This is a genomic window from Phascolarctobacterium succinatutens (assembly GCF_958453765.1).
Classification (GTDB): Bacteria; Bacillota; Negativicutes; order Acidaminococcales; family Acidaminococcaceae; genus Phascolarctobacterium_A; species Phascolarctobacterium_A succinatutens_B.
Window position 1 is genome coordinate 55,134 of sequence record NZ_CAUDZA010000009.1, and the last position, 17,412, is coordinate 72,545.

33 protein-coding genes and 1 pseudogene are annotated in these 17,412 nt (G+C 45.1%); 1 reads left to right on the forward strand and 33 read right to left on the reverse strand.

All coding sequences use genetic code 11. The features are described 5' to 3' along the window. Complete coding sequence (locus Q7Q81_RS05335; RefSeq protein WP_304274185.1) at positions 1–1,092, forward strand: metallophosphoesterase; 1,092 nt, start codon at positions 1–3, stop codon at positions 1,090–1,092. A 113-nt stretch (positions 1,093–1,205) separates the two neighbouring features. On the opposite strand, the gene Q7Q81_RS05340 is transcribed toward Q7Q81_RS05335, so the two are convergent. The 33 genes and pseudogenes from Q7Q81_RS05340 to tuf all read right to left on the reverse strand — a co-directional run. Continuing rightward, positions 1,206–1,598 carry a YegP family protein gene (locus Q7Q81_RS05340; RefSeq protein ID WP_303679998.1) on the reverse strand — a complete coding sequence of 131 codons (393 nt, stop codon included), beginning with the start codon at positions 1,596–1,598 and terminating at the stop codon, positions 1,206–1,208. Positions 1,599–1,700: 102 nt separating this feature from the next. Continuing rightward, complete coding sequence (locus tag Q7Q81_RS05345) at positions 1,701–2,609, reverse strand: fumarylacetoacetate hydrolase family protein (protein WP_304274188.1); 909 nt, start codon at positions 2,607–2,609, stop codon at positions 1,701–1,703. A gap of 166 nt (positions 2,610–2,775) precedes the next feature. Next, positions 2,776–3,114 (reverse strand): 50S ribosomal protein L17, encoded by a 339-nt coding sequence (gene rplQ, locus Q7Q81_RS05350; RefSeq protein WP_009145412.1) that lies wholly within the window; start codon positions 3,112–3,114, stop codon positions 2,776–2,778. 19 nt (positions 3,115–3,133) lie between these two features. Continuing rightward, positions 3,134–4,099, reverse strand: coding sequence for a DNA-directed RNA polymerase subunit alpha (locus tag Q7Q81_RS05355; protein WP_009145411.1), 966 nt, complete (start codon positions 4,097–4,099; stop codon positions 3,134–3,136). Positions 4,100–4,170: 71 nt separating this feature from the next. After that, positions 4,171–4,764: a 30S ribosomal protein S4 gene (rpsD, locus tag Q7Q81_RS05360; protein ID WP_009145410.1), complete on the reverse strand. Its 594-nt coding sequence runs from the start codon at positions 4,762–4,764 to the stop codon at positions 4,171–4,173. A gap of 16 nt (positions 4,765–4,780) precedes the next feature. Next, on the reverse strand, positions 4,781–5,173 hold the full coding sequence (rpsK, locus tag Q7Q81_RS05365; RefSeq protein WP_009145409.1) for a 30S ribosomal protein S11: 393 nt from the start codon (positions 5,171–5,173) through the stop codon (positions 4,781–4,783). A gap of 22 nt (positions 5,174–5,195) precedes the next feature. Beyond that, entirely contained in the window at positions 5,196–5,564 is a 369-nt protein-coding gene (gene rpsM / locus Q7Q81_RS05370; RefSeq protein WP_009145408.1) for a 30S ribosomal protein S13, read from the reverse strand. Between the two features lie 17 nt (positions 5,565–5,581). Continuing rightward, positions 5,582–5,695: a 50S ribosomal protein L36 gene (gene rpmJ, locus Q7Q81_RS05375; RefSeq protein WP_004092858.1), complete on the reverse strand. Its 114-nt coding sequence runs from the start codon at positions 5,693–5,695 to the stop codon at positions 5,582–5,584. A gap of 28 nt (positions 5,696–5,723) precedes the next feature. Beyond that, positions 5,724–5,942, reverse strand: coding sequence for a translation initiation factor IF-1 (gene infA, locus Q7Q81_RS05380; protein ID WP_009145407.1), 219 nt, complete (start codon positions 5,940–5,942; stop codon positions 5,724–5,726). Between the two features lie 12 nt (positions 5,943–5,954). Continuing rightward, on the reverse strand, positions 5,955–6,605 hold the full coding sequence (locus Q7Q81_RS05385; protein WP_009145406.1) for an adenylate kinase: 651 nt from the start codon (positions 6,603–6,605) through the stop codon (positions 5,955–5,957). A 12-nt stretch (positions 6,606–6,617) separates the two neighbouring features. Continuing rightward, positions 6,618–7,874 carry a preprotein translocase subunit SecY gene (gene secY, locus Q7Q81_RS05390; protein WP_293807811.1) on the reverse strand — a complete coding sequence of 419 codons (1,257 nt, stop codon included), beginning with the start codon at positions 7,872–7,874 and terminating at the stop codon, positions 6,618–6,620. A gap of 1 nt (position 7,875) precedes the next feature. Beyond that, positions 7,876–8,316 carry a 50S ribosomal protein L15 gene (gene rplO, locus Q7Q81_RS05395; protein ID WP_009145404.1) on the reverse strand — a complete coding sequence of 147 codons (441 nt, stop codon included), beginning with the start codon at positions 8,314–8,316 and terminating at the stop codon, positions 7,876–7,878. Positions 8,317–8,336: 20 nt separating this feature from the next. Continuing rightward, on the reverse strand, positions 8,337–8,516 hold the full coding sequence (rpmD, locus tag Q7Q81_RS05400; RefSeq protein ID WP_021719369.1) for a 50S ribosomal protein L30: 180 nt from the start codon (positions 8,514–8,516) through the stop codon (positions 8,337–8,339). A gap of 13 nt (positions 8,517–8,529) precedes the next feature. Then, a complete protein-coding gene (gene rpsE, locus Q7Q81_RS05405) occupies positions 8,530–9,030 on the reverse strand; it encodes a 30S ribosomal protein S5 (protein ID WP_009145402.1) in 501 nt (166 codons plus the stop codon). A 17-nt stretch (positions 9,031–9,047) separates the two neighbouring features. After that, on the reverse strand, positions 9,048–9,410 hold the full coding sequence (gene rplR, locus Q7Q81_RS05410; RefSeq protein WP_021719367.1) for a 50S ribosomal protein L18: 363 nt from the start codon (positions 9,408–9,410) through the stop codon (positions 9,048–9,050). A gap of 25 nt (positions 9,411–9,435) precedes the next feature. Next, a complete protein-coding gene (gene rplF / locus Q7Q81_RS05415) occupies positions 9,436–9,984 on the reverse strand; it encodes a 50S ribosomal protein L6 (RefSeq protein ID WP_293807813.1) in 549 nt (182 codons plus the stop codon). Positions 9,985–10,011: 27 nt separating this feature from the next. Further along, on the reverse strand, positions 10,012–10,410 hold the full coding sequence (rpsH, locus tag Q7Q81_RS05420; protein ID WP_009145399.1) for a 30S ribosomal protein S8: 399 nt from the start codon (positions 10,408–10,410) through the stop codon (positions 10,012–10,014). Between the two features lie 31 nt (positions 10,411–10,441). Continuing rightward, the gene (locus tag Q7Q81_RS05425; protein ID WP_009145398.1) at positions 10,442–10,627 is read right to left on the reverse strand and encodes a type Z 30S ribosomal protein S14; all 186 of its coding nucleotides are present in this window, start codon (positions 10,625–10,627) and stop codon (positions 10,442–10,444) included. 16 nt (positions 10,628–10,643) lie between these two features. Then, complete coding sequence (gene rplE, locus Q7Q81_RS05430; protein ID WP_009145397.1) at positions 10,644–11,189, reverse strand: 50S ribosomal protein L5; 546 nt, start codon at positions 11,187–11,189, stop codon at positions 10,644–10,646. 27 nt (positions 11,190–11,216) lie between these two features. Further along, positions 11,217–11,546 carry a 50S ribosomal protein L24 gene (rplX, locus tag Q7Q81_RS05435; RefSeq protein ID WP_009145396.1) on the reverse strand — a complete coding sequence of 110 codons (330 nt, stop codon included), beginning with the start codon at positions 11,544–11,546 and terminating at the stop codon, positions 11,217–11,219. 37 nt (positions 11,547–11,583) lie between these two features. Further along, entirely contained in the window at positions 11,584–11,952 is a 369-nt protein-coding gene (gene rplN, locus Q7Q81_RS05440; RefSeq protein ID WP_009145395.1) for a 50S ribosomal protein L14, read from the reverse strand. Positions 11,953–11,990: 38 nt separating this feature from the next. Continuing rightward, positions 11,991–12,251: a 30S ribosomal protein S17 gene (gene rpsQ, locus Q7Q81_RS05445; protein ID WP_021719365.1), complete on the reverse strand. Its 261-nt coding sequence runs from the start codon at positions 12,249–12,251 to the stop codon at positions 11,991–11,993. A 32-nt stretch (positions 12,252–12,283) separates the two neighbouring features. Further along, positions 12,284–12,478, reverse strand: coding sequence for a 50S ribosomal protein L29 (gene rpmC / locus Q7Q81_RS05450; protein WP_009145393.1), 195 nt, complete (start codon positions 12,476–12,478; stop codon positions 12,284–12,286). Beyond that, positions 12,478–12,930, reverse strand: a complete 453-nt coding sequence (rplP, locus tag Q7Q81_RS05455; protein ID WP_021719364.1) for a 50S ribosomal protein L16 — start codon at positions 12,928–12,930, stop codon at positions 12,478–12,480. Before rplP ends, rpmC begins: the two co-directional genes overlap by 1 nt. A 6-nt stretch (positions 12,931–12,936) precedes the next feature. Then, a complete protein-coding gene (rpsC, locus tag Q7Q81_RS05460; RefSeq protein WP_009145391.1) occupies positions 12,937–13,605 on the reverse strand; it encodes a 30S ribosomal protein S3 in 669 nt (222 codons plus the stop codon). A 27-nt stretch (positions 13,606–13,632) separates the two neighbouring features. Then, positions 13,633–13,965: a 50S ribosomal protein L22 gene (rplV, locus tag Q7Q81_RS05465; protein ID WP_009145390.1), complete on the reverse strand. Its 333-nt coding sequence runs from the start codon at positions 13,963–13,965 to the stop codon at positions 13,633–13,635. Between the two features lie 20 nt (positions 13,966–13,985). Next, on the reverse strand, positions 13,986–14,261 hold the full coding sequence (gene rpsS / locus Q7Q81_RS05470) for a 30S ribosomal protein S19 (RefSeq protein WP_021719363.1): 276 nt from the start codon (positions 14,259–14,261) through the stop codon (positions 13,986–13,988). 31 nt (positions 14,262–14,292) lie between these two features. Beyond that, on the reverse strand, positions 14,293–15,123 hold the full coding sequence (gene rplB / locus Q7Q81_RS05475) for a 50S ribosomal protein L2 (RefSeq protein ID WP_304274191.1): 831 nt from the start codon (positions 15,121–15,123) through the stop codon (positions 14,293–14,295). Positions 15,124–15,146: 23 nt separating this feature from the next. Next, positions 15,147–15,437, reverse strand: coding sequence for a 50S ribosomal protein L23 (gene rplW / locus Q7Q81_RS05480; protein ID WP_210684866.1), 291 nt, complete (start codon positions 15,435–15,437; stop codon positions 15,147–15,149). Continuing rightward, complete coding sequence (gene rplD, locus Q7Q81_RS05485; protein ID WP_021719361.1) at positions 15,437–16,063, reverse strand: 50S ribosomal protein L4; 627 nt, start codon at positions 16,061–16,063, stop codon at positions 15,437–15,439. Before rplD ends, rplW begins: the two co-directional genes overlap by 1 nt. A gap of 32 nt (positions 16,064–16,095) precedes the next feature. Next, on the reverse strand, positions 16,096–16,737 hold the full coding sequence (gene rplC / locus Q7Q81_RS05490) for a 50S ribosomal protein L3 (RefSeq protein WP_021719360.1): 642 nt from the start codon (positions 16,735–16,737) through the stop codon (positions 16,096–16,098). A 15-nt stretch (positions 16,738–16,752) separates the two neighbouring features. Further along, positions 16,753–17,064 (reverse strand): 30S ribosomal protein S10, encoded by a 312-nt coding sequence (gene rpsJ, locus Q7Q81_RS05495; protein ID WP_021719359.1) that lies wholly within the window; start codon positions 17,062–17,064, stop codon positions 16,753–16,755. 172 nt (positions 17,065–17,236) lie between these two features. After that, positions 17,237–17,412: pseudogene (tuf, locus tag Q7Q81_RS05500) on the reverse strand (elongation factor Tu); the annotation flags it as partial.

The window sequence follows — 17,412 nt, forward strand, 5'->3', positions numbered from 1 at the left end:
ATGAATAATATGCGTATCTTTCTTTTCGTCGGTACGATTGATGCTCTCATGAGTATCATCGGTTATATGTATTATCGCCATTATCTGCCCTTCGGCCGCACACTGACCTTCGGGCTTATATATCTGCTGATGACACTCGGCACAGCTATCAGTGTCATTCTGCCGCAGGGAACGCCTCATTTTCTGCTCAAGCTCACTGCGTGGATAGAAGGACTTTGGATTGCTTTTTGCTACTACACACTTCTGTTGGCCATCATTCATCTTCTCTGCCTGCTTTTCAGTAAGCTGGGCGGTTGGCAGCTGCCTTCAACCAAAATCAGTATCATCGGCCTTGCCTTTATCTGCTGCTTCATTACCTGGGGCAGCTGGCGCGCCTTTCACCCGACAGTACGCACAGAAGCGCTGGTAACGGAAAAACTGCCGCAGAATGCTCATTATAAAATTGTCTTTCTTACCGACCTGCATATGGGAAGAATACTCGGCCATGACTACGCCGAACGTCTGGCAGCACGTGTCAATGAGCAAAAGCCAGACTTTGTTGTAGTCAGCGGCGACATGCTTGACGAGCGCATTTTTTATGTAGAAGAAGAAGATACGCTTTCTGCTCTGGCTCAAATCAAAGCGCCTGTCTACATGGCCTTCGGCAACCATGATTATCTTGATGAACCATTGCGCTGGCAACAAATGCTCACAGACAAGGGCTTCTACATCCTGCGCAATACCGATACCATTATCGACAACAAAATCAAAATAACCGGTATAGATGATTACAGCAAAAACCGTACCAACAGCCAGCTTATAAATCTTTCCTCCCAAAATAAAGACTACTACAGTATTCTGCTCGATCATCAGCCTCGCCGTATGGATGCCGCTGCAGATGCGGGCTATGATCTTTATCTGGCTGGTCATACGCATACAGGCCAGCTTTTTCCCAACCGTCTGGTAACGAAAAAAATGTACAAGTTGGATTATGGACGTACAAACTTTGGTAATCTGACCGCAATCACCAATAACGGCTACGGCTTTTGGGGACCTCCGGTTCGTACAGAGGTTGCTCCGGAAATGGTTGTATTGGAGCTGCGGGGAAAATAACTTCTTCCGGATAAAGCTTTCCAAAAAAATACACAGCAGACTAATATAATCTGTTGTGTTACAAAAAATAGGACCACTGCGTGTTTATAGCGTAGTGGTCCTTTTGATTGACATTATTCAGCTTTTTCTTCTTTAGGTGCTTCAACAATTATTTTGGCATCAACAACATTTTTCTTAATGGACTCAATGCCGCGTTTGCATCCTGCCATTGCCTTGTAGCCTTCACCGGTAGCAATAATCTGTCCGTTGGTTGCCTTCAAACGGAAGCGGAATTCTCCGGCCTTGTCTTTATAAACCTCAAATTTCGGATGCTTACAAGGGGTAAAGCCTTCTGCCGTCTGGTCCTCTATCGGAGCAACAGGAGCATTATTGATAACGCTGGCAATACCTTTACGGCAATACTTTTCGTCCTTATAAACCTGAGAGCTGGCAATGACTTCACCATTTGCAGCTTTTAAATTAAATTTAACGCCATTTTTTGCCTGAGAAATTACGAATTTACCCATTTTGCAGCCTCCTTTAAATTTAGTATGGTCTATAAGTTTATTTTATGCTATCAGCAACAAAAACACAAGTATTTTTATTAAAGCAACACCATTTAGCAATTTTTAATCGATAACATTCTCTAAAGAGCCGATTTTTTCGATAGAGCAAATGATTTTATCACCATGCTGCAAGAAAGTCGGTGGTTTCATACCCATGCCGACACCTGCCGGAGTACCTGTAGCAATAATTGTTCCCGTAGCTAGTGTCATACCCTCTGACAGCTCTGCAATGGCCCCACAGACACTCTGAATCATATAACGGGTATTACTGCTCTGGCGCAGCTCTCCGTTAACCGTACAGCTGATATCAAGAGCCTGCTCATCGCCGATTTCATCTGCCGTAACAATACACGGCCCCATAGGCGTAAAACCATCAAGGCTTTTTCCCAGATACCATTGCTTATGACGCGTCTGCAGATTACGCGCGCTGATATCATTGATAATTGTATAACCGAAAATATAAGCTCCTGCGTTTTCTTTGCTGACACCCTTGGCATCGCGTCCCAGGATTACTCCCAGCTCTGCTTCGTAATCAAGGCTGTCTACCAATCCTTCATAACGCGGAACACTCTCGCCGCTTGCGGTTGCTCTGTTAACACGCTTGGAAAAGTAAATTGTGTAGGGACGTTCACCGCCGAAGGCTTCACTGGAAAAACGTCCTGCTTCCTGAGCATGTGCATCATAATTAATACCGAGGCAGACTACATCCTGACGCGGATGAACGATAGGTGCCAATAGCTTTACTTCCGCAAGCTTTACTGCAGCGCCCTGCAGAACATCATCATTATCAGCCAGGCGCTCCAGCTTTGCCTTCACCTCAGGCGTATAACGGCATATCAATTCATTCATATCCGCAACTGCCAGCTCCGGCACAAGTCTTGCCAATAAATTCAATCTGTAAACTGCTTCATTCTCACGAAAGCCAACAAGAATTTCCTCACGTCCCGCTATCTCTACTGTATAAAAACGCATTATATCTTCCTCCTCTTGGAATATTGATAGTTTGTATCATGCTAAAGCTATAGTATTTTCGGATCATATATCCGGAAATAGGATTAGCATAACATTATTATACACATACAATCCCCGGAACGCAAAAAAAGCAGGAACCGAAGTTCCTGCTTTTTACAGCTCTAAATTAGATGAGTTCGATGATAGCCATTTCAGCTGCATCGCCACGGCGAGGACCTACTCTGTAAATGCGAGTAAAGCCGCCTTGTCTGCCTTCATATTTCGGAGCAATTTCTTCAAACAGTTTTTTGGTAATGGTTTCGTCAACCAGAACTGCCATAACCTGACGACGAGCATGCAGGTCATTGCGTTTTGCCAAAGTAATCAGTTGAGCGGAATGCTTAGCAACTTCTTTAGCTTTGGTAACGGTGGTTTCGATCTTACCATATTTGAAGAAGGAAGTTAAAATGCTGCGAAACAGAGCCTTACGGTTGCTGGAGTTACGACCCAGTTTTCTGTATGCCATGTACTTCTGACCCCCTTAATTATTCTTCATCGTTTTTACGAAAATGCAAGCCCATATCCTCAAGTTTCTTTTTAATCTCTTCCAGAGATTTACTACCCAAGTTACGAACTTTAATCATATCAGCTTCTGTTTTCTGGATCAATTCTTCGACAGTATTGATACCTGCACGTCTCAGGCAGTTATTGCTGCGGACGGACAAATCCAAATCGTCGATAGACATTGTGTTTTGACCCTCTTGCTTGCTCGGTTCGGGAGCTTCAGGCTCAGAACCGCCAGCTACAGTGATTACAGAACCTTTGCCATCACTGGTCTGGAACAGCTTGAGATAGTCAATCAGGATGGTGGAAGCCATGTCAACAGCTTCATCAGGCTTTATGCTGCCATCTGTCCAAACTTCCAAAGTAAGCTTGTCATAGTTGGTAACATTACCTACGCGGGTATCGTTAACAGCAAATTTTACTCTGGTAATCGGAGAGTAAATGGAGTCTACCGGAATAACGCCGATAGGCTGATCAGGCTGTTTATTTTTGTCCGCAGGTACATAGCCACGGCCTTTATCAATATGGATTTCCATATTGAAAACTGCGTCTTTATCTAAAGTCGCAATATGCAGCTCAGGGTTCAGAATTTCAACATCGCTATCAGCAATGATATTTGCAGCAGTAACTTCCTGTTCACCGGAACATTCGATACGCAGAATCTTTTCCCCTTCACCTTCCATTTTAAGGCACAAAGCCTTAATGTTCAGGATGATATCAGCAACATCCTCACGAACACCAGGAATGGTAGCAAACTCATGCAGAACACCGTCAATCTTGACGTAGGTTACTGCAGCACCCGGCAGGGAGGACAGCAGCACACGACGCAGGCTGTTGCCCAGCGTGATGCCGTAGCCTCTCTCGAGCGGCTCCCAAACGAATTTGCCATAACGACCATCTTCGCTGACATCAGATGTAACCATCTTAGGTTTTTCAATTTCAATCATTCGGAAAGCCTCCTTCTATCGCGTATTACCACAATACGTCTCATAAGTGGGTGGCACAAGATATTCACTAATTATTTGGAGTACAACTCTACGATGAAGTGCTCTTCAATAGGAACATCAATTTCCTCACGAGTCGGGAAACGGTCTACCTTACCGCTAACGTTAGCAGCGTCCAGTACCAGCCAAGCCGGAACTGCTTTGGTAGCCAGAGTTTCGTCCATGCCTTTGAAGTATTCTTTAGCACGGCTGTTTTCCATAACGGTTACAACATCGCCAACTCTTACCAATGCGGAAGGAATGTCCAGACGTTTGCCGTTAACAGCAATGTGGCCATGTCTTACGATTTGGCGAGCCTGACGGCGGGTGTTAGCCAAGCCGAGGCGGAAAACTACATTGTCGATTCTTCTTTCGAGGAGGATCAGCAGGTTTTCACCGGTGATGCCTTCCATCTTTTTAGCTTTATCATAGTAGCCACGGAATTGTTTTTCCAGTACGCCATAGATAAATTTAGCTTTTTGTTTTTCAGTTAACTGAATGCCATATTCGCTCTTTTTTCTGTTTTGGCGGCGAACTTGGCGTTTAGATTCCTTGCTAATGCCCATGAATGCGGGAGCTAAGCCCAAAGATCTGCATCTTTTCAGGACAGGAGTTCTATCAATTGCCATCTATTTACACCCCCAATTATACTCTTCTACGTTTCGGCGGACGGCAGCCGTTATGCGGAATCGGAGTAACGTCTTTAATAGAGTTAACTTCCAGACCTGCAGCCTGAAGTGCACGAATTGCTGCTTCACGGCCAGCGCCAGGACCTTTTACATATACTTCTACTTGTTTCAAGCCATGCTCCATAGCAGCTTTGGTTGCTTCTTCAGCAGCCATTTGTGCAGCAAACGGAGTGCTCTTACGGCTGCCACGGAAACCGAGGCCGCCTGCGGAGGCCCAGCTCAGAACATTACCTTCGGTATCAGCGATGGTAACGATAGTATTATTGAAGGTGGAGCGGATATGTGCTACACCGTTGATTACGTTTTTGCTAACTTTTTTCTTGTTGCGAACAACTTTCTTGCCAGCCACTGGTTTATCCCTCCCTCGCTAATTATTTCTTCTTGCCTGCAATAGTACGTTTCGGACCTTTACGGGTGCGGGCATTGTTTTTAGTGTTTTGACCACGAACAGGCAGACCCATACGATGTCTTCTGCCACGATAGCTGCCAATTTCAATCAGACGTTTAATGTTCAGGGATTCCTCACGGCGGAGGTCACCTTCAACTTTATAGTCCTGATCCAGAGTTTCACGGATCTTAGCAACTTCTTCTTCAGTCAGGTCGCGAACGCGAGTGTCCGGGTTAATACCGGTTTTAGCTAAAATTTCACGAGAGAGAGTCAGGCCGATGCCGTAGATGTACGGCAGAGCATACTCAATACGTTTATCTCTCGGTAAATCGACACCAGAAATACGTGCCATTAATGTGCACCTCCTTTTTATCCTTGTTTTTGTTTATGTTTCGGGTTTTCGCAAATTACCATTACATGGCCTTTACGTTTAATGACTTTGCATTTTTCACATATTGGCTTAACAGACGGTCTTACTTTCATAATTTAAACCTCCTCTTTGCCTGTTGGATTATTTATACCGATAAGTAATTCTTCCACGATTGAGGTCGTACGGAGTAAGCTCCACGGTAACCTTATCACCAGGCAAAATCTTGATGAAGTTCATACGAATCTTACCGGATATATGTGCTAAAATTGTATGGCCGTTAACCAGTTGAACTTGGAACATAGCATTGGGAAGTGCTTCTAAGATTGTACCTTCAACCTCAATAACATCCTGTTTGGACACTGTTGTACCTCCTTATTTGCTACATCCGAGACTAACTTTAACGTCAGCATATACTTTATCGATAGGCTGCAAGCCATCGATTTCTTTGTACAGGCCTTGTTTTTTGTAGTACTCAATTAACGGTTCTGTTTGTTCATGATATGCATGCAGACGATTTACAACGGTTTCTTCTTTATCGTCGTTACGTTGATAAAGGTTGCCGCCGCATTTGTCGCAGACATTTTCTACCTTGCTGGGGTTAAAGCTTACATGATAGGTAGCACCGCAAGCCTTGCAGATACGGCGGCCAACTACACGCGCAACCAGCTCGGAGTCAGGAACAGAGATATTAACAACACCGGTCAATTTAATGCCCAGGTCTTTGAGGATTCCGTCGAGAGCAACTGCTTGCTCCTCAGTTCTCGGGAAGCCATCTAAGATGAAACCATTTGCACATTCGGGTTTGGACAAGCCTTCACGAACAATGCCGATGGTTACGACGTCGGGGACAAGTCCGCCAGCGTCCATGTATTTTTTCGCCTCTTTACCAAGTTCGGTGCCTGCGCTTACTGCTGCACGGAACATGTCTCCTGTGGAGATATGAGGGATTTTAAATTCATCAATGAGTTTTTCTGCTTGAGTGCCTTTACCAGCACCCGGAGGTCCCATTAAAAGAATGTACATTCTGAACTCCTCCTATTTCATAAAGCCATGATAATGACGCATCAGCACCATGGACTCTATCTGCTTCATAGTTTGTAATGCAACACCAACAACGATCAACAAAGCGGTACCGCCGAAGTACACACCTTCAATGCGAGTTACCCATCCGATAACATGAGGCATCAGCGCAATTAATGAGAGGAAAATCGCACCGGCCAAAGTTATTCTGGACATTACCTTGTCAAGATATTCTGTAGTAGGATTACCGGGTCTTAAACCGGGAATAAAGCCACCGTTCTTTTTGATATTATCGGAGAGATCTCCGATGTTCAGGCTTACTGCTGTATAGAAGTAAGTGAAGAACAAAATCATCAGAACATATAATGTGGTCTGCAGAGGGCTGCCCCACTGAAAGAGCTTACCCATTGCTTTAACCCAGGGAACATCAACGAACTGAGCAATTGTTACCGGGAACATCAACACCGAAGAAGCGAAGATGATCGGAATAACGCCTGCCTGGTTGACCTTCAGAGGGATATAGCTTGTATGACCGCCATAAGCCTTTTTGCCTACTACACGCTTAGCATACTGAACGGGGATTTTGCGAATACCCTCAGAAATGATAATTACGAAAACTACCATCGCCAGGGCTATAGCCGCGAACAAAATAACGTTCAATAAGCTTACCGTGCCAGCCTGCAGATATTGGAAAATTACCTTAAGTCCATCCGGCAGTCTGGATACGATACCGGCAAAGATTATCAGGGAAATACCATTGCCGACGCCGCGAGCCGTAATCTGCTCGCCTATCCACATAAGGAAAACGGTTCCTGCAGTAAGTGTGATAGCAATAAGCAGGATTGAGAAAATCCCGGGGTTATTAATTGCCATCTTCAGGCCGTAGGCCATACCGCAGGCTTGGATAAACGCCAAAGCTACCGTCAGCATACGTGTAAGCTTTGTCGTTTTCTTGAAGCCTTCCTCACCTTCCTTGGACCATTGTTCCAAGGTCGGTACAACTACCTTCAATAACTGTAAAATAATTGAAGCATTGATATATGGGGTAATACTCATAGCAAAAATGGAGAATTTGCTCAAGGCGCCGCCACTGAACATATCAAGCAGTCCGAAGAGATTACCGCTGCGGAAAAGCTGTTCAATGACAGAAGCGTTTACGCCAGGAACAGGTATATGTGTTCCAGCCCTGAATACGATGAACATGGCGAGAGTAAATAAAACTTTTTGCCTGAGTTCTGTTATTCTAAATATGTTTGCAAGGGCTGCTAACACTTTAGATCACCTCAATCTTACCGCCAGCTGCAACGATTTTCTCTTCAGCGGATTTGCTGAAGCCCATAGCTTGTACAGTAAGCTTTTTGGTTAATTCGCCATTGCCAAGAATACGGATGCCGTCGCGAATATTCTTAACAACACCTTCTTCAATAAGCATTACGGGTTCAACAACGGTGCCGTCCTCAAAACGATTGAGTACGGAAACGTTGATTTCAACATAATCTTTACCAAATTTATTGTAGAAACCGCGTTTAGGAAGACGCAGGTACAGAGGTCTTTGACCACCTTCAAATCCAGGGCGCTTAACACCGCCGGAACGGGATTTCTGACCTTTCTGGCCTTTGCCGGAAGTCTTGCCCAAGCCACTGCCCAGGCCACGACCTACGCGAACTGCTACACGTTTAGATCCCGGAGCGGGAGACAATTCATGTAAATTCATCTTCAGTACACCTCCTTGTCTTACGCTTCTTCAACCTTCACGAGATGTTCAACCTTGTGAACCATGCCGCGAATAGTCGGAGTATCTTCTTTAACAACGCTAGTATTGATTTTACCTAAGCCCAGAGCTTTAACGGTTGCACGCTGATCTTTGGGGTAACCGATCAGGCTGCGGGTCAGGGTGATTTTAATTTGTGCCATGACAAAGTCCTCCTTAGCCCAACAATTCTTCTACGGTTTTACCACGCAGAGCTGCAACAGCTTCAGCACTCTTCAAGGATTTCAGACCTTCAATGGTTGCACGAACCATGTTGTTCGGGTTGGAAGAGCCTTGAGATTTAGTAAGAATATCACGAACGCCAGCCAGTTCCAGTACGGCACGTACAGGGCCGCCAGCGATAACGCCGGTACCTTCTGCAGCCGGTTTCAGGAATACGCGGCCTGCGCCGAATACACCGATGTTTTCATGAGGAATGGTAGTACCAACCAGCGGTACAGTAACCAGGTTTTTCTTAGCGTCTTCAACGCCTTTACGAATAGCTTCAGGAACCTCTGCAGCTTTACCCAGGCCCATGCCTACATGACCATTTTCATCACCTACAACAACAAGTGCAGCGAAGGAGAAACGACGTCCGCCTTTAACAACCTTAGCAACACGGTTGATGAAAACGACTTTTTCTTGTAATTCGTTTTCTTTATTTTCGAAGTTCGCCACTTTATTTCCTCCTTCTCTTAGAATACCAGGCCAGCTTCGCGAGCAGCTTCAGCCAGGGCAGCTACACGGCCGTGGTACAGATAGCCACCACGATCGAATACAACTTCTTTTACACCCTTAGCCAGCGCTTTTTCAGCGATTGCTTTGCCTACAGCTTTAGCAGCCTCAATGTTGCCGCCGTAGTTTTCTTTCAGATCTTTTTCAACGGTGCTGGCAGCAGCGATAGTTTCGCCGGTCTCATCGTTAATAACCTGTGCATAAATGTTGGACAGGGAACGGTATACGTTCAGACGAGGTTTTTCAGCAGTACCGATAATATATCTACGAGAACGGAGATGACGTTTTTGACGTTTCTCGTTTTTATCAACTCTGTTAAGCAAGAGTTTCACTCCCTTCTTTTAGAAATTATTTCTTGCCTTTAGCGCCGGCTTTACCAATCTTACGACGAACATGTTCGCCTTCGTAACGGATACCTTTACCTTTGTAAGGTTCAGGCGGACGCAAAGTACGGATATCTGCAGCAACTGCACCTACAACTTCTTTATCAGCACCGCTAACAACGATCTTGTTCGGAGCGGGAACTTCAAAAGTAATACCTGCAGGCGGCTCTTTTACAACCGGGTGAGAGAAACCCAGAGTGAAGTTAATGTTTTGGCCTTGCTTAGCAGCACGGTAACCAACACCATTAATTTCCAGAGTTTTGCTGAAGCCTTGGGTTACACCGATGATCATGTTGTTGATCAGGGTGCGGGACAGACCATGCAGAGAACGGCTTTCTTTTTCATCGTCCGGACGTTCAACGGTGATTACACCATTGTCCATGGTCAGCTTCATGTTTTTATTGATTTGGCGAGTTAATTCGCCTTTAGGACCTTTAACGGTCACGTGATTATCTTCAATAGTAACTGTTACACCAGCGGGAACAGTAATTGGCATCTTACCAATTCTAGACACGTACGAGCACCTCCTATCTTTTTAGTATTACCATACGTATGCAAGAACTTCGCCGCCCAAGCCTGCTTTACGAGCAGCTTTGTCGGTCATCAAGCCTTGGGAAGTAGAAATTAATGCAATACCCAGACCTCCGAGGACTCTAGGCAGTTGGTCTTTTTGAGAGTAAACTCTCAGACCAGGTTTGGAAATACGTTTAATACCGGAGATTACCTTCTCTTTATTAGCACCGTATTTCAGGCTGACGCGGATAACATTTTGTTTGCTGTCAGCAATAACTTCGAAATCTTTAATGAAACCTTCGGCTTTCAGGATTTCAGCAATAGCCAGCTTAATCTTGCTGCCGGGGATTTCAACTTTATCATGATGAACTGAATTTGCGTTACGAATACGGGTAAGCATATCAGCAATCGGGTCAGTCATTACCATACTTAAATACCCTCCTTCCTTGTTGTCTGTCTTACCAGCTTGCTTTGGTTACGCCCGGAATAGCTCCTTTATAAGCATATTCACGGAAGCAGATACGGCAGAGGCCAAATTTACGCATATAGCCATGAGGTCTGCCGCAAACTTTGCAGCGGTTATAATGACGAACTTCGAATTTCGGTTCGCCTTTCCATTTTTCGATCAGGGCTTTTTTAGCCAATGTGTTCCCTCCTCACTTATGCGCCGAACGGCATTCCGAGGAGTTTGAGCAGCTCTCTAGCTTCCTCGTCTGTCTTAGCGGTAGTCACAATGATGATATCCATGCCACGAACTTTATCGATCTTATCATATTCGATTTCCGGGAAAATCAATTGTTCTTTCAGACCCAGTGCGTAGTTGCCACGGCCGTCAAATGCGGAAGCATTTACGCCACGGAAGTCACGTACGCGCGGAAGAGCGAGATTCATCAGTTTATCAAGGAAATAGTACATACGGTCGCCACGCAGGGTTACTTTAGCACCCAGAGGCATGCCTTGACGTACTTTGAAAGCTGCGATGGATTTCTTAGCTTTGGTGATAACAGGTTTTTGACCTGCGATCTGAGTCATATCAGCAACTGCGCTTTCCAGAGCTTTGCTGTTGCCTACAGCCTCGCCAACACCCATGTTGATTACAACTTTCTCAATTTTAGGGATTTCCATTACGTTTTTATATTGGAATTTGTCATGCATAGCCTTAGCTACTTCAGACAAATATTTTTCTTGCAATCTGGTCTTTGCCATTCAGTTATTTCCTCCTTTCCCGGAAAATTATTTATCGATTACTTCACCGCATTTTTTGCAGGTTCTTACGAAAGCACCGGCAACTTCGGTCTTTTTAATACGGGTAGCTTGTTTGCAAACCGGGCATACCAGCATTACTTTGGAAGAAGCGAGCGGAGCTTCTTTAGTAATGATGCCGCCTTGAGGATTTGCCTGAGACGGTTTGGTATGACGTTTTACTTTATTCACGCCTTCAACAACCACTTTGGCTTTCTTAGGCAGAGCTTCAACGATCTTACCTTGCTTGCCTTTATCCTTGCCGGACAGTACAAGAACGGTATCGCCTTTTTTAACATGCAGCTTTACAGCATTTGCCATGTCAAGAACACCTCCTTACAGTGCGTTATCTAATTTCTTACAGCACTTCCGGTGCCAGAGAAATGATTTTCATGAAGTCTTTTTCGCGAAGTTCGCGGGCAACAGGCCCAAAAATACGAGTGCCGCGCGGGCTCTTGTCGTCTTTAATTACAACTGCTGCGTTCTCATCAAAACGGATGTAGGAACCGTCTGCACGGCGAACACCTTTAACGGAACGAACAACAACTGCTTTAACTACGTCGCCTTTTTTTACAACGCCACCGGGTGATGCATCTTTAACAGCACATACGATAACGTCACCGATATTAGCATATTTACGGTAAGAACCGCCTAATACACGGATACACATAACCTTCTTAGCGCCAGTGTTGTCACCAACATTAAGGATAGTTTGTTGTTGTATCATGGATTTCCCTCCCTTGCCGGACTAACTCTTCGGCAAAATTATTTAGCACGCTCTAAGATTTCAATAACGCGCCAGCATTTATCTTTAGACAGCGGACGAGTTTGCATAATTTCAACTACGTCGCCAACATGTGCTTCGTTATTTTCATCATGAGCTTTAAATTTAATAGTATGTTGTACGCCTTTTTTGTACAGCGGATGCTGAACGAAACGTTCTACTGCAACTACGACAGTTTTCTGCATTTTATCGCTGACAACTTTACCAATACGGGTAACACGTGCGTTTCTTTCTTCGGTCACGACTGTTTCCTCCTTGTTATACTTCAAAACAGTTAAGCCTTGAGCTCACGTTCACGCTGGATTGTTTTGATACGGGCAATGGATTTCTTAACGTCACGAATTTTCATCGGATTTTCACATTGACCGGTTGCCATTTGAAAACGCAGATTGAAGAGTTCCTCTTTCAAATCTGCCAACTTGGTGTCTAACTCAGCAGCAGACAATTCACGAATTTCTGTTGTTTTCATTAAGCTTCACCACCCTTTTCTTGTGCGGCAGCTTCAGCTTCCTGTTGAGCGCGAGTTACAAATTTGCATTTGATAGGCAATTTGTGGCTAGCAAGACGCATTGCTTCTTTAGCAACTTCTTCGCTAACACCGTTCATTTCGAACAGAACGCGACCAGGTTTAACTACTGCTACCCAGTACTCCGGAGAACCTTTACCAGAACCCATACGAGTTTCAGCAGGTTTTGCAGTAATCGGTTTATCCGGGAAAATTTGAATCCAAACTTGACCGCCACGTTTGATATAACGTGTCATTGCGATACGGGCTGCCTCAATCTGGCGGTTGGTAATCCAAGCGGGCTCCAATGCTACCAGACCGAAATCGCCATGAGCGATTCTATTACCGCGCATAGCACGGCCAGTCATACGACCTCTATGTTGTTTACGATGTTTAACTCTCTTCGGTAATAACATGTCTGATTATGCCTCCTTTGCCGGAGCAACTTTAGCTGCTTCTTTGCTTTCAGGAAGAACTTCACCTTTGTAAATCCATACCTTAATGCCGATACGGCCATAAGTGGTATGTGCTTCTGCAGTGCCATAATCGATGTCAGCACGCAGGGTGTGCAGAGGAATGCTGCCTTCACGATAGGATTCGCTGCGTGCAATTTCAGCACCGCCAAGACGACCGCCGCAGGTAATTTTGATACCTTTAGCACCCATACGCATGGTACGGCCAACGCATTGTTTCATAGCACGACGGAAAGCGATACGGCGTTCCAGCTGTGCTGCAATGTTCTCTGCAACCAAGGTTGCGTCCATATCCGGGGTTTTAACTTCTACGATGTTGATTTCGATAGCGCTCTCAGTCATTTTCTTCAGGTCGGATTTCAGCAGTTCGATGTTGCTGCCTTGACGACCGATTACCATACCAGGTTTTGCAGTATGGATGGAAATGCGGGCTTTATTAGATGCGCGTTCGATTTCTACTTTAGAGATACCGGACAGGAACAGTTTTTCTTTGATGAACTCACGGATTTTAATGTCTTCTAACAAGAATTTCTCATAGTCTTTGCCAGCGTACCATTTGGAATCCCAGCCTTTGATAACGCCAACACGGAGACCATGCGGATTAACTTTTTGACCCACTATCTTTTCCCTCCTTCTGACGGGATATTATTTTTCTTTAACTGCTACAGTTACGTGGCTAGAACGTTTCAGAATTTTGAAAGCCTGTCCACGGGAACGAGGATGAATACGTTTCATGGTCGGACCTTGATCTACTGCACAGTAGGATACGATCAGGTTATCCACGTTCATGTCAAAATTGTGCTCTGCGTTTGCTACTGCACTGCGCAGAACTTTCTCGATTACCTCAGAACCAACCTTCGGGGTATATTTGAGGATCGCGAATGCTTCACCAACGGATTTGCCGCGGATGAGATTGATTACGATGCGCAGTTTGCGCGGCGCAATACGGATATATTTTGCAATTGCCTTTGCTTCCATTGTTTGGTCCCCCTTTCCCCTTATTTTAAGCCGGTGCTCTTATCTGCGTGACCTTTGTAAGTACGAGTAGGAGCGAATTCTCCTAATTTGTGGCCTACCATATCCTCGGTAATGAATACCGGAACATGTTTGCGTCCGTCATGAACCGCAATGGTGTGACCAACGAAAGACGGAATAATAGTAGAGCTGCGAGACCAGGTCTTAACAACTTTTTTATCATTAGCGGCATTAAGCACGTCAATCTTTTTCAAAAGACTTGCATGGACAAAAGGTCCTTTTTTAACTGATCTGGACACTAGGTTAGCCTCCTTTCCTTATCCTGTTTTATTATTTAGTTCTACGTTTCAGAATTAACTTAGTAGAAGCTTTCTTCTCTCTGCGAGTACGAGTACCGAATGCACATTTACCCCAAGGAGTAACAGGACGTTTACGACCAACGGGGGAGTGACCTTCACCACCACCATGCGGATGGTCGTTAGGATTCATAACAACGCCGCGGTTAGCAGGACGGATACCCAGCCAACGGCTACGGCCAGCTTTACCGATGCAGATGTTTTCAGCATCAATGTTACCAACTTGACCGATGGTTGCACGGCAGTTGATATGTACTTTACGGATTTCGCCAGAAGGAAGACGGAGCAGAGCGTAGTCGCCCTCTTTAGCCATCAGCTGAGCGCTGGTACCAGCACTACGAGCCATTTGGCCGCCTTTACCAATTTTCATTTCCACGTTGTGTACGGTAGTACCAAGCGGAATGTTTTTCAGCGGCAGGCAGTTACCGGTTTTGATATCTGCGTCAGAACCGCTTACTACGATATCGCCAACTTTCAAATCAAGCGGAGCGATGATGTAACGTTTTTCGCCGTCAGCATAGTTGATCAGAGCGATACGAGCGTTACGGTTAGGATCGTATTCAATGGTAGCAACCTTAGCCGGAATGCCGTCTTTGGTACGCTTGAAATCAATGATACGATATTGTTTTTTATGACCGCCGCCTTGATGACGAACAGTCATTTTACCGGTATTATTACGGCCTGCATGTTTACCAAGTTTTTCAACAAGCGGGCGGTAAGGCTTGTCAGTCGTAATCTCTTCGAAGGCAGACACAGTAATAAAGCGTCTGGAAGGAGAATACGGATTAAAGCTTTTAATAGCCATTTAATTTACCTCCTATACGTTAATTACATTCCTTCGAAAAGGGGAATCGTATTGCCTTCAGCAAGCTTCACGATAGCTTTCTTATAATCGGAACGTTTGCCAACATATTTACCCATGCGTTTGGTTTTGCCCAGTACGCGGATGGTATTTACATTCAATACTTTAACTTTGAAAATCGCCTCTACAGCTTGGCGAATCTCTACTTTGTTAGCATCCAGGGGAACCTGGAAGGTGTATTTGTTCTCCTGCATCATCTGAGAAGTCTTTTCGGTGATGATGGGACGAATCAGTATATCGCGAGGATTAGCAGCCATTATGCGAGCACCTCCTCAATTTTTTCTACAGCATCTTTAGCAAGGAATACCTTTTTGCTGTTCAGGATATCAAAGCAGTTCAGACCCATGTTGGTGATGGTGGTTACTTTCGGCATGTTACGTGCGGAAAGAGCAACGTTTTCGTTGGAACCATCGGTGATCAACAGAGCTTTAGTGTCAACAGCTTCAAAAGCTTTCAGCAGAGAAGCTACTTGTTTAGTTTTCGGAGCGTCAAAAGCCAGGCCTTCAACAACTACCAGTTCACCAGCTGCTACTTTAGCAGACAGTGCGCAGCACAGAGCTAAGCGACGTGCTTTACGAGGCATTTTTTTTGCATAGCTGCGGGGTTGGGGACCAAAAGTGGTACCACCGCCAACCCATACGGGAGAACGGTTGGAACCGCAACGAGCGCGGCCAGTACCTTTTTGTTTCCAGGGTTTACGACCGCCACCGCGTACCATAGCACGGGTTTTAGTAGCGGAAGTTCCTTGACGTTGGTTTGCCAGCTGCATTACAACTGCTTGATGTACTACAGCTTCATTGAACTCAGCGCCAAATACGGAATCATTTAATTCTATTTCACCGGTTTGTGCACCGGAAAGATCATATACTGATAACTTCGGCATTAGAAGCATCCTCCTTTCTTTCGCTTATCTTATTATTTGTTAGGTTTTACGGTTTCCTTCAATACTACGTAAGAACCAGTAGCACCCGGAATAGCACCCTTAACCAGAATAAGATTACGTTCTGCGTCAACCTTAACAACGGTCAGACGTTGAACAGTTACATTTGCATTACCCATACGGCCAGGCAGTTTTTTGCCTTTGATTACACGGCCGCCAGGACCGGAATGCATGGGGCCCATAGAACCAGGCTCACGATGAGACTTAGAACCATGTTTCATAGGTCCGCGAGAGAAATTGTGGCGCTTAATAGTGCCTGCAAAACCTTTGCCGCGGGAAACGCCGCTTGCGTCAATCAGTTCGCCTGCAGCAAAAATATCAGCAGCGATTTTATCGCCTACCGCATATTCGGAAGGAGCAGCCAGACGCAGCTCTCTGACAAATTTAACCGGTGCTACACCAGCTTTGTCAAAATGGCCTTTCATCGGTTTGGTGGTATGTTTTTCTTTAATTTCACCAAAACCAAGTTGAACAGCATTATAACCGTCTGTTTCTTCGGTTTTGTTTTGAAGTACAACGCAGGGGCCTGCTTCTACAACAGTAACAGGAATCAGTCTGCCATCAGCTTCAAAAATTTGGGTCATGCCCAGTTTTTTGCCTAAGATACCTTTAGCCATTATTGCACCTCCTCCTTACAGTTTAATTTCAATATCTACGCCAGCGGGCAGGTCAAGACGCATCAGAGCATCAACAGTCTTACCGGTGGGTTCCAGAATGTCTACAAGACGTTTGTGAGTACGCATTTCGAATTGCTCACGGGAATCTTTGTTAACATGCGGAGAACGCAGAATAGTGTAAATGTTTTTTTCTGTAGGAAGGGGAATCGGACCGGAAACTTGTGCACCGGTACGTTTTGCAGTTTCTACAATCTTAGAAGCACTTTGGTCAAGTGCTTTATGATCATACGCTTTCAGGCGTATTCTAATCTTTTGAGACTTAGCCATTAAAAAATATCCTCCTAAATTCGCCCAGTTTCTATGAACGGACATACTCCGTGAAAATCTCCCTGTCTAACAGGCAAGCAACCTTTCACATCATCGCAGGGCCATACCAACAAACATAAGAATATGAGGGGAGGTTAACCCCCCTCATATTCTTCCAGGGATCTAACTAAAATTATTTCTCTTCTACTTCGGAAACAACGCCAGCGCCAACGGTACGGCCGCCTTCACGGATAGCGAAACGCAGACCTTTTTCGATAGCGATCGGGGTGATCAGTTCTACTTCCATGGTTACGTTATCGCCAGGCATTACCATTTCTACACCTTCCGGCAGTTCGGTTACGCCAGTTA

Excerpts from the sequence above, each read along its gene's own strand:
- Q7Q81_RS05335 (WP_304274185.1), top strand. The coding sequence starts at position 1 with ATGAATAATATGCGTATCTTTCTTTTCGTCGGTACGATTGATGCTCTC.
- Q7Q81_RS05340 (WP_303679998.1), bottom strand. The coding sequence starts at position 1,598 with ATGGGTAAATTCGTAATTTCTCAGGCAAAAAATGGCGTTAAATTTAAT.
- Q7Q81_RS05345 (WP_304274188.1), bottom strand. The coding sequence starts at position 2,609 with ATGCGTTTTTATACAGTAGAGATAGCGGGACGTGAGGAAATTCTTGTT.
- rplQ (WP_009145412.1), bottom strand. The coding sequence starts at position 3,114 with ATGGCATACAGAAAACTGGGTCGTAACTCCAGCAACCGTAAGGCTCTG.
- Q7Q81_RS05355 (WP_009145411.1), bottom strand. The coding sequence starts at position 4,099 with ATGATTGAAATTGAAAAACCTAAGATGGTTACATCTGATGTCAGCGAA.
- rpsD (WP_009145410.1), bottom strand. The coding sequence starts at position 4,764 with ATGGCAATTGATAGAACTCCTGTCCTGAAAAGATGCAGATCTTTGGGC.
- rpsM (WP_009145408.1), bottom strand. The coding sequence starts at position 5,564 with ATGGCACGTATTTCTGGTGTCGATTTACCGAGAGATAAACGTATTGAG.
- rpmJ (WP_004092858.1), bottom strand. The coding sequence starts at position 5,695 with ATGAAAGTAAGACCGTCTGTTAAGCCAATATGTGAAAAATGCAAAGTC.
- Q7Q81_RS05385 (WP_009145406.1), bottom strand. The coding sequence starts at position 6,605 with ATGTACATTCTTTTAATGGGACCTCCGGGTGCTGGTAAAGGCACTCAA.
- rplO (WP_009145404.1), bottom strand. The coding sequence starts at position 8,316 with ATGAATTTACATGAATTGTCTCCCGCTCCGGGATCTAAACGTGTAGCA.
- rpmD (WP_021719369.1), bottom strand. The coding sequence starts at position 8,516 with ATGGCACAAATTAAAATCACCCTGACCCGCAGCCTGATCGGTTACCCC.
- rpsH (WP_009145399.1), bottom strand. The coding sequence starts at position 10,410 with ATGGTAATGACTGACCCGATTGCTGATATGCTTACCCGTATTCGTAAC.
- rplE (WP_009145397.1), bottom strand. The coding sequence starts at position 11,189 with ATGGCAAAGACCAGATTGCAAGAAAAATATTTGTCTGAAGTAGCTAAG.
- rplX (WP_009145396.1), bottom strand. The coding sequence starts at position 11,546 with ATGGCAAATGCTGTAAAGCTGCATGTTAAAAAAGGCGATACCGTTCTT.
- rplN (WP_009145395.1), bottom strand. The coding sequence starts at position 11,952 with ATGATACAACAACAAACTATCCTTAATGTTGGTGACAACACTGGCGCT.
- rpmC (WP_009145393.1), bottom strand. The coding sequence starts at position 12,478 with ATGAAAACAACAGAAATTCGTGAATTGTCTGCTGCTGAGTTAGACACC.
- rplP (WP_021719364.1), bottom strand. The coding sequence starts at position 12,930 with ATGTTATTACCGAAGAGAGTTAAACATCGTAAACAACATAGAGGTCGT.
- rplV (WP_009145390.1), bottom strand. The coding sequence starts at position 13,965 with ATGGAAGCAAAGGCAATTGCAAAATATATCCGTATTGCGCCGCGCAAA.
- rplB (WP_304274191.1), bottom strand. The coding sequence starts at position 15,123 with ATGGCTATTAAAAGCTTTAATCCGTATTCTCCTTCCAGACGCTTTATT.
- rplW (WP_210684866.1), bottom strand. The coding sequence starts at position 15,437 with ATGGCTGCTAATCCTCGCGATATACTGATTCGTCCCATCATCACCGAA.
- rplD (WP_021719361.1), bottom strand. The coding sequence starts at position 16,063 with ATGCCGAAGTTATCAGTATATGATCTTTCCGGTGCACAAACCGGTGAA.
- rplC (WP_021719360.1), bottom strand. The coding sequence starts at position 16,737 with ATGGCTAAAGGTATCTTAGGCAAAAAACTGGGCATGACCCAAATTTTT.
- rpsJ (WP_021719359.1), bottom strand. The coding sequence starts at position 17,064 with ATGGCTAAGTCTCAAAAGATTAGAATACGCCTGAAAGCGTATGATCAT.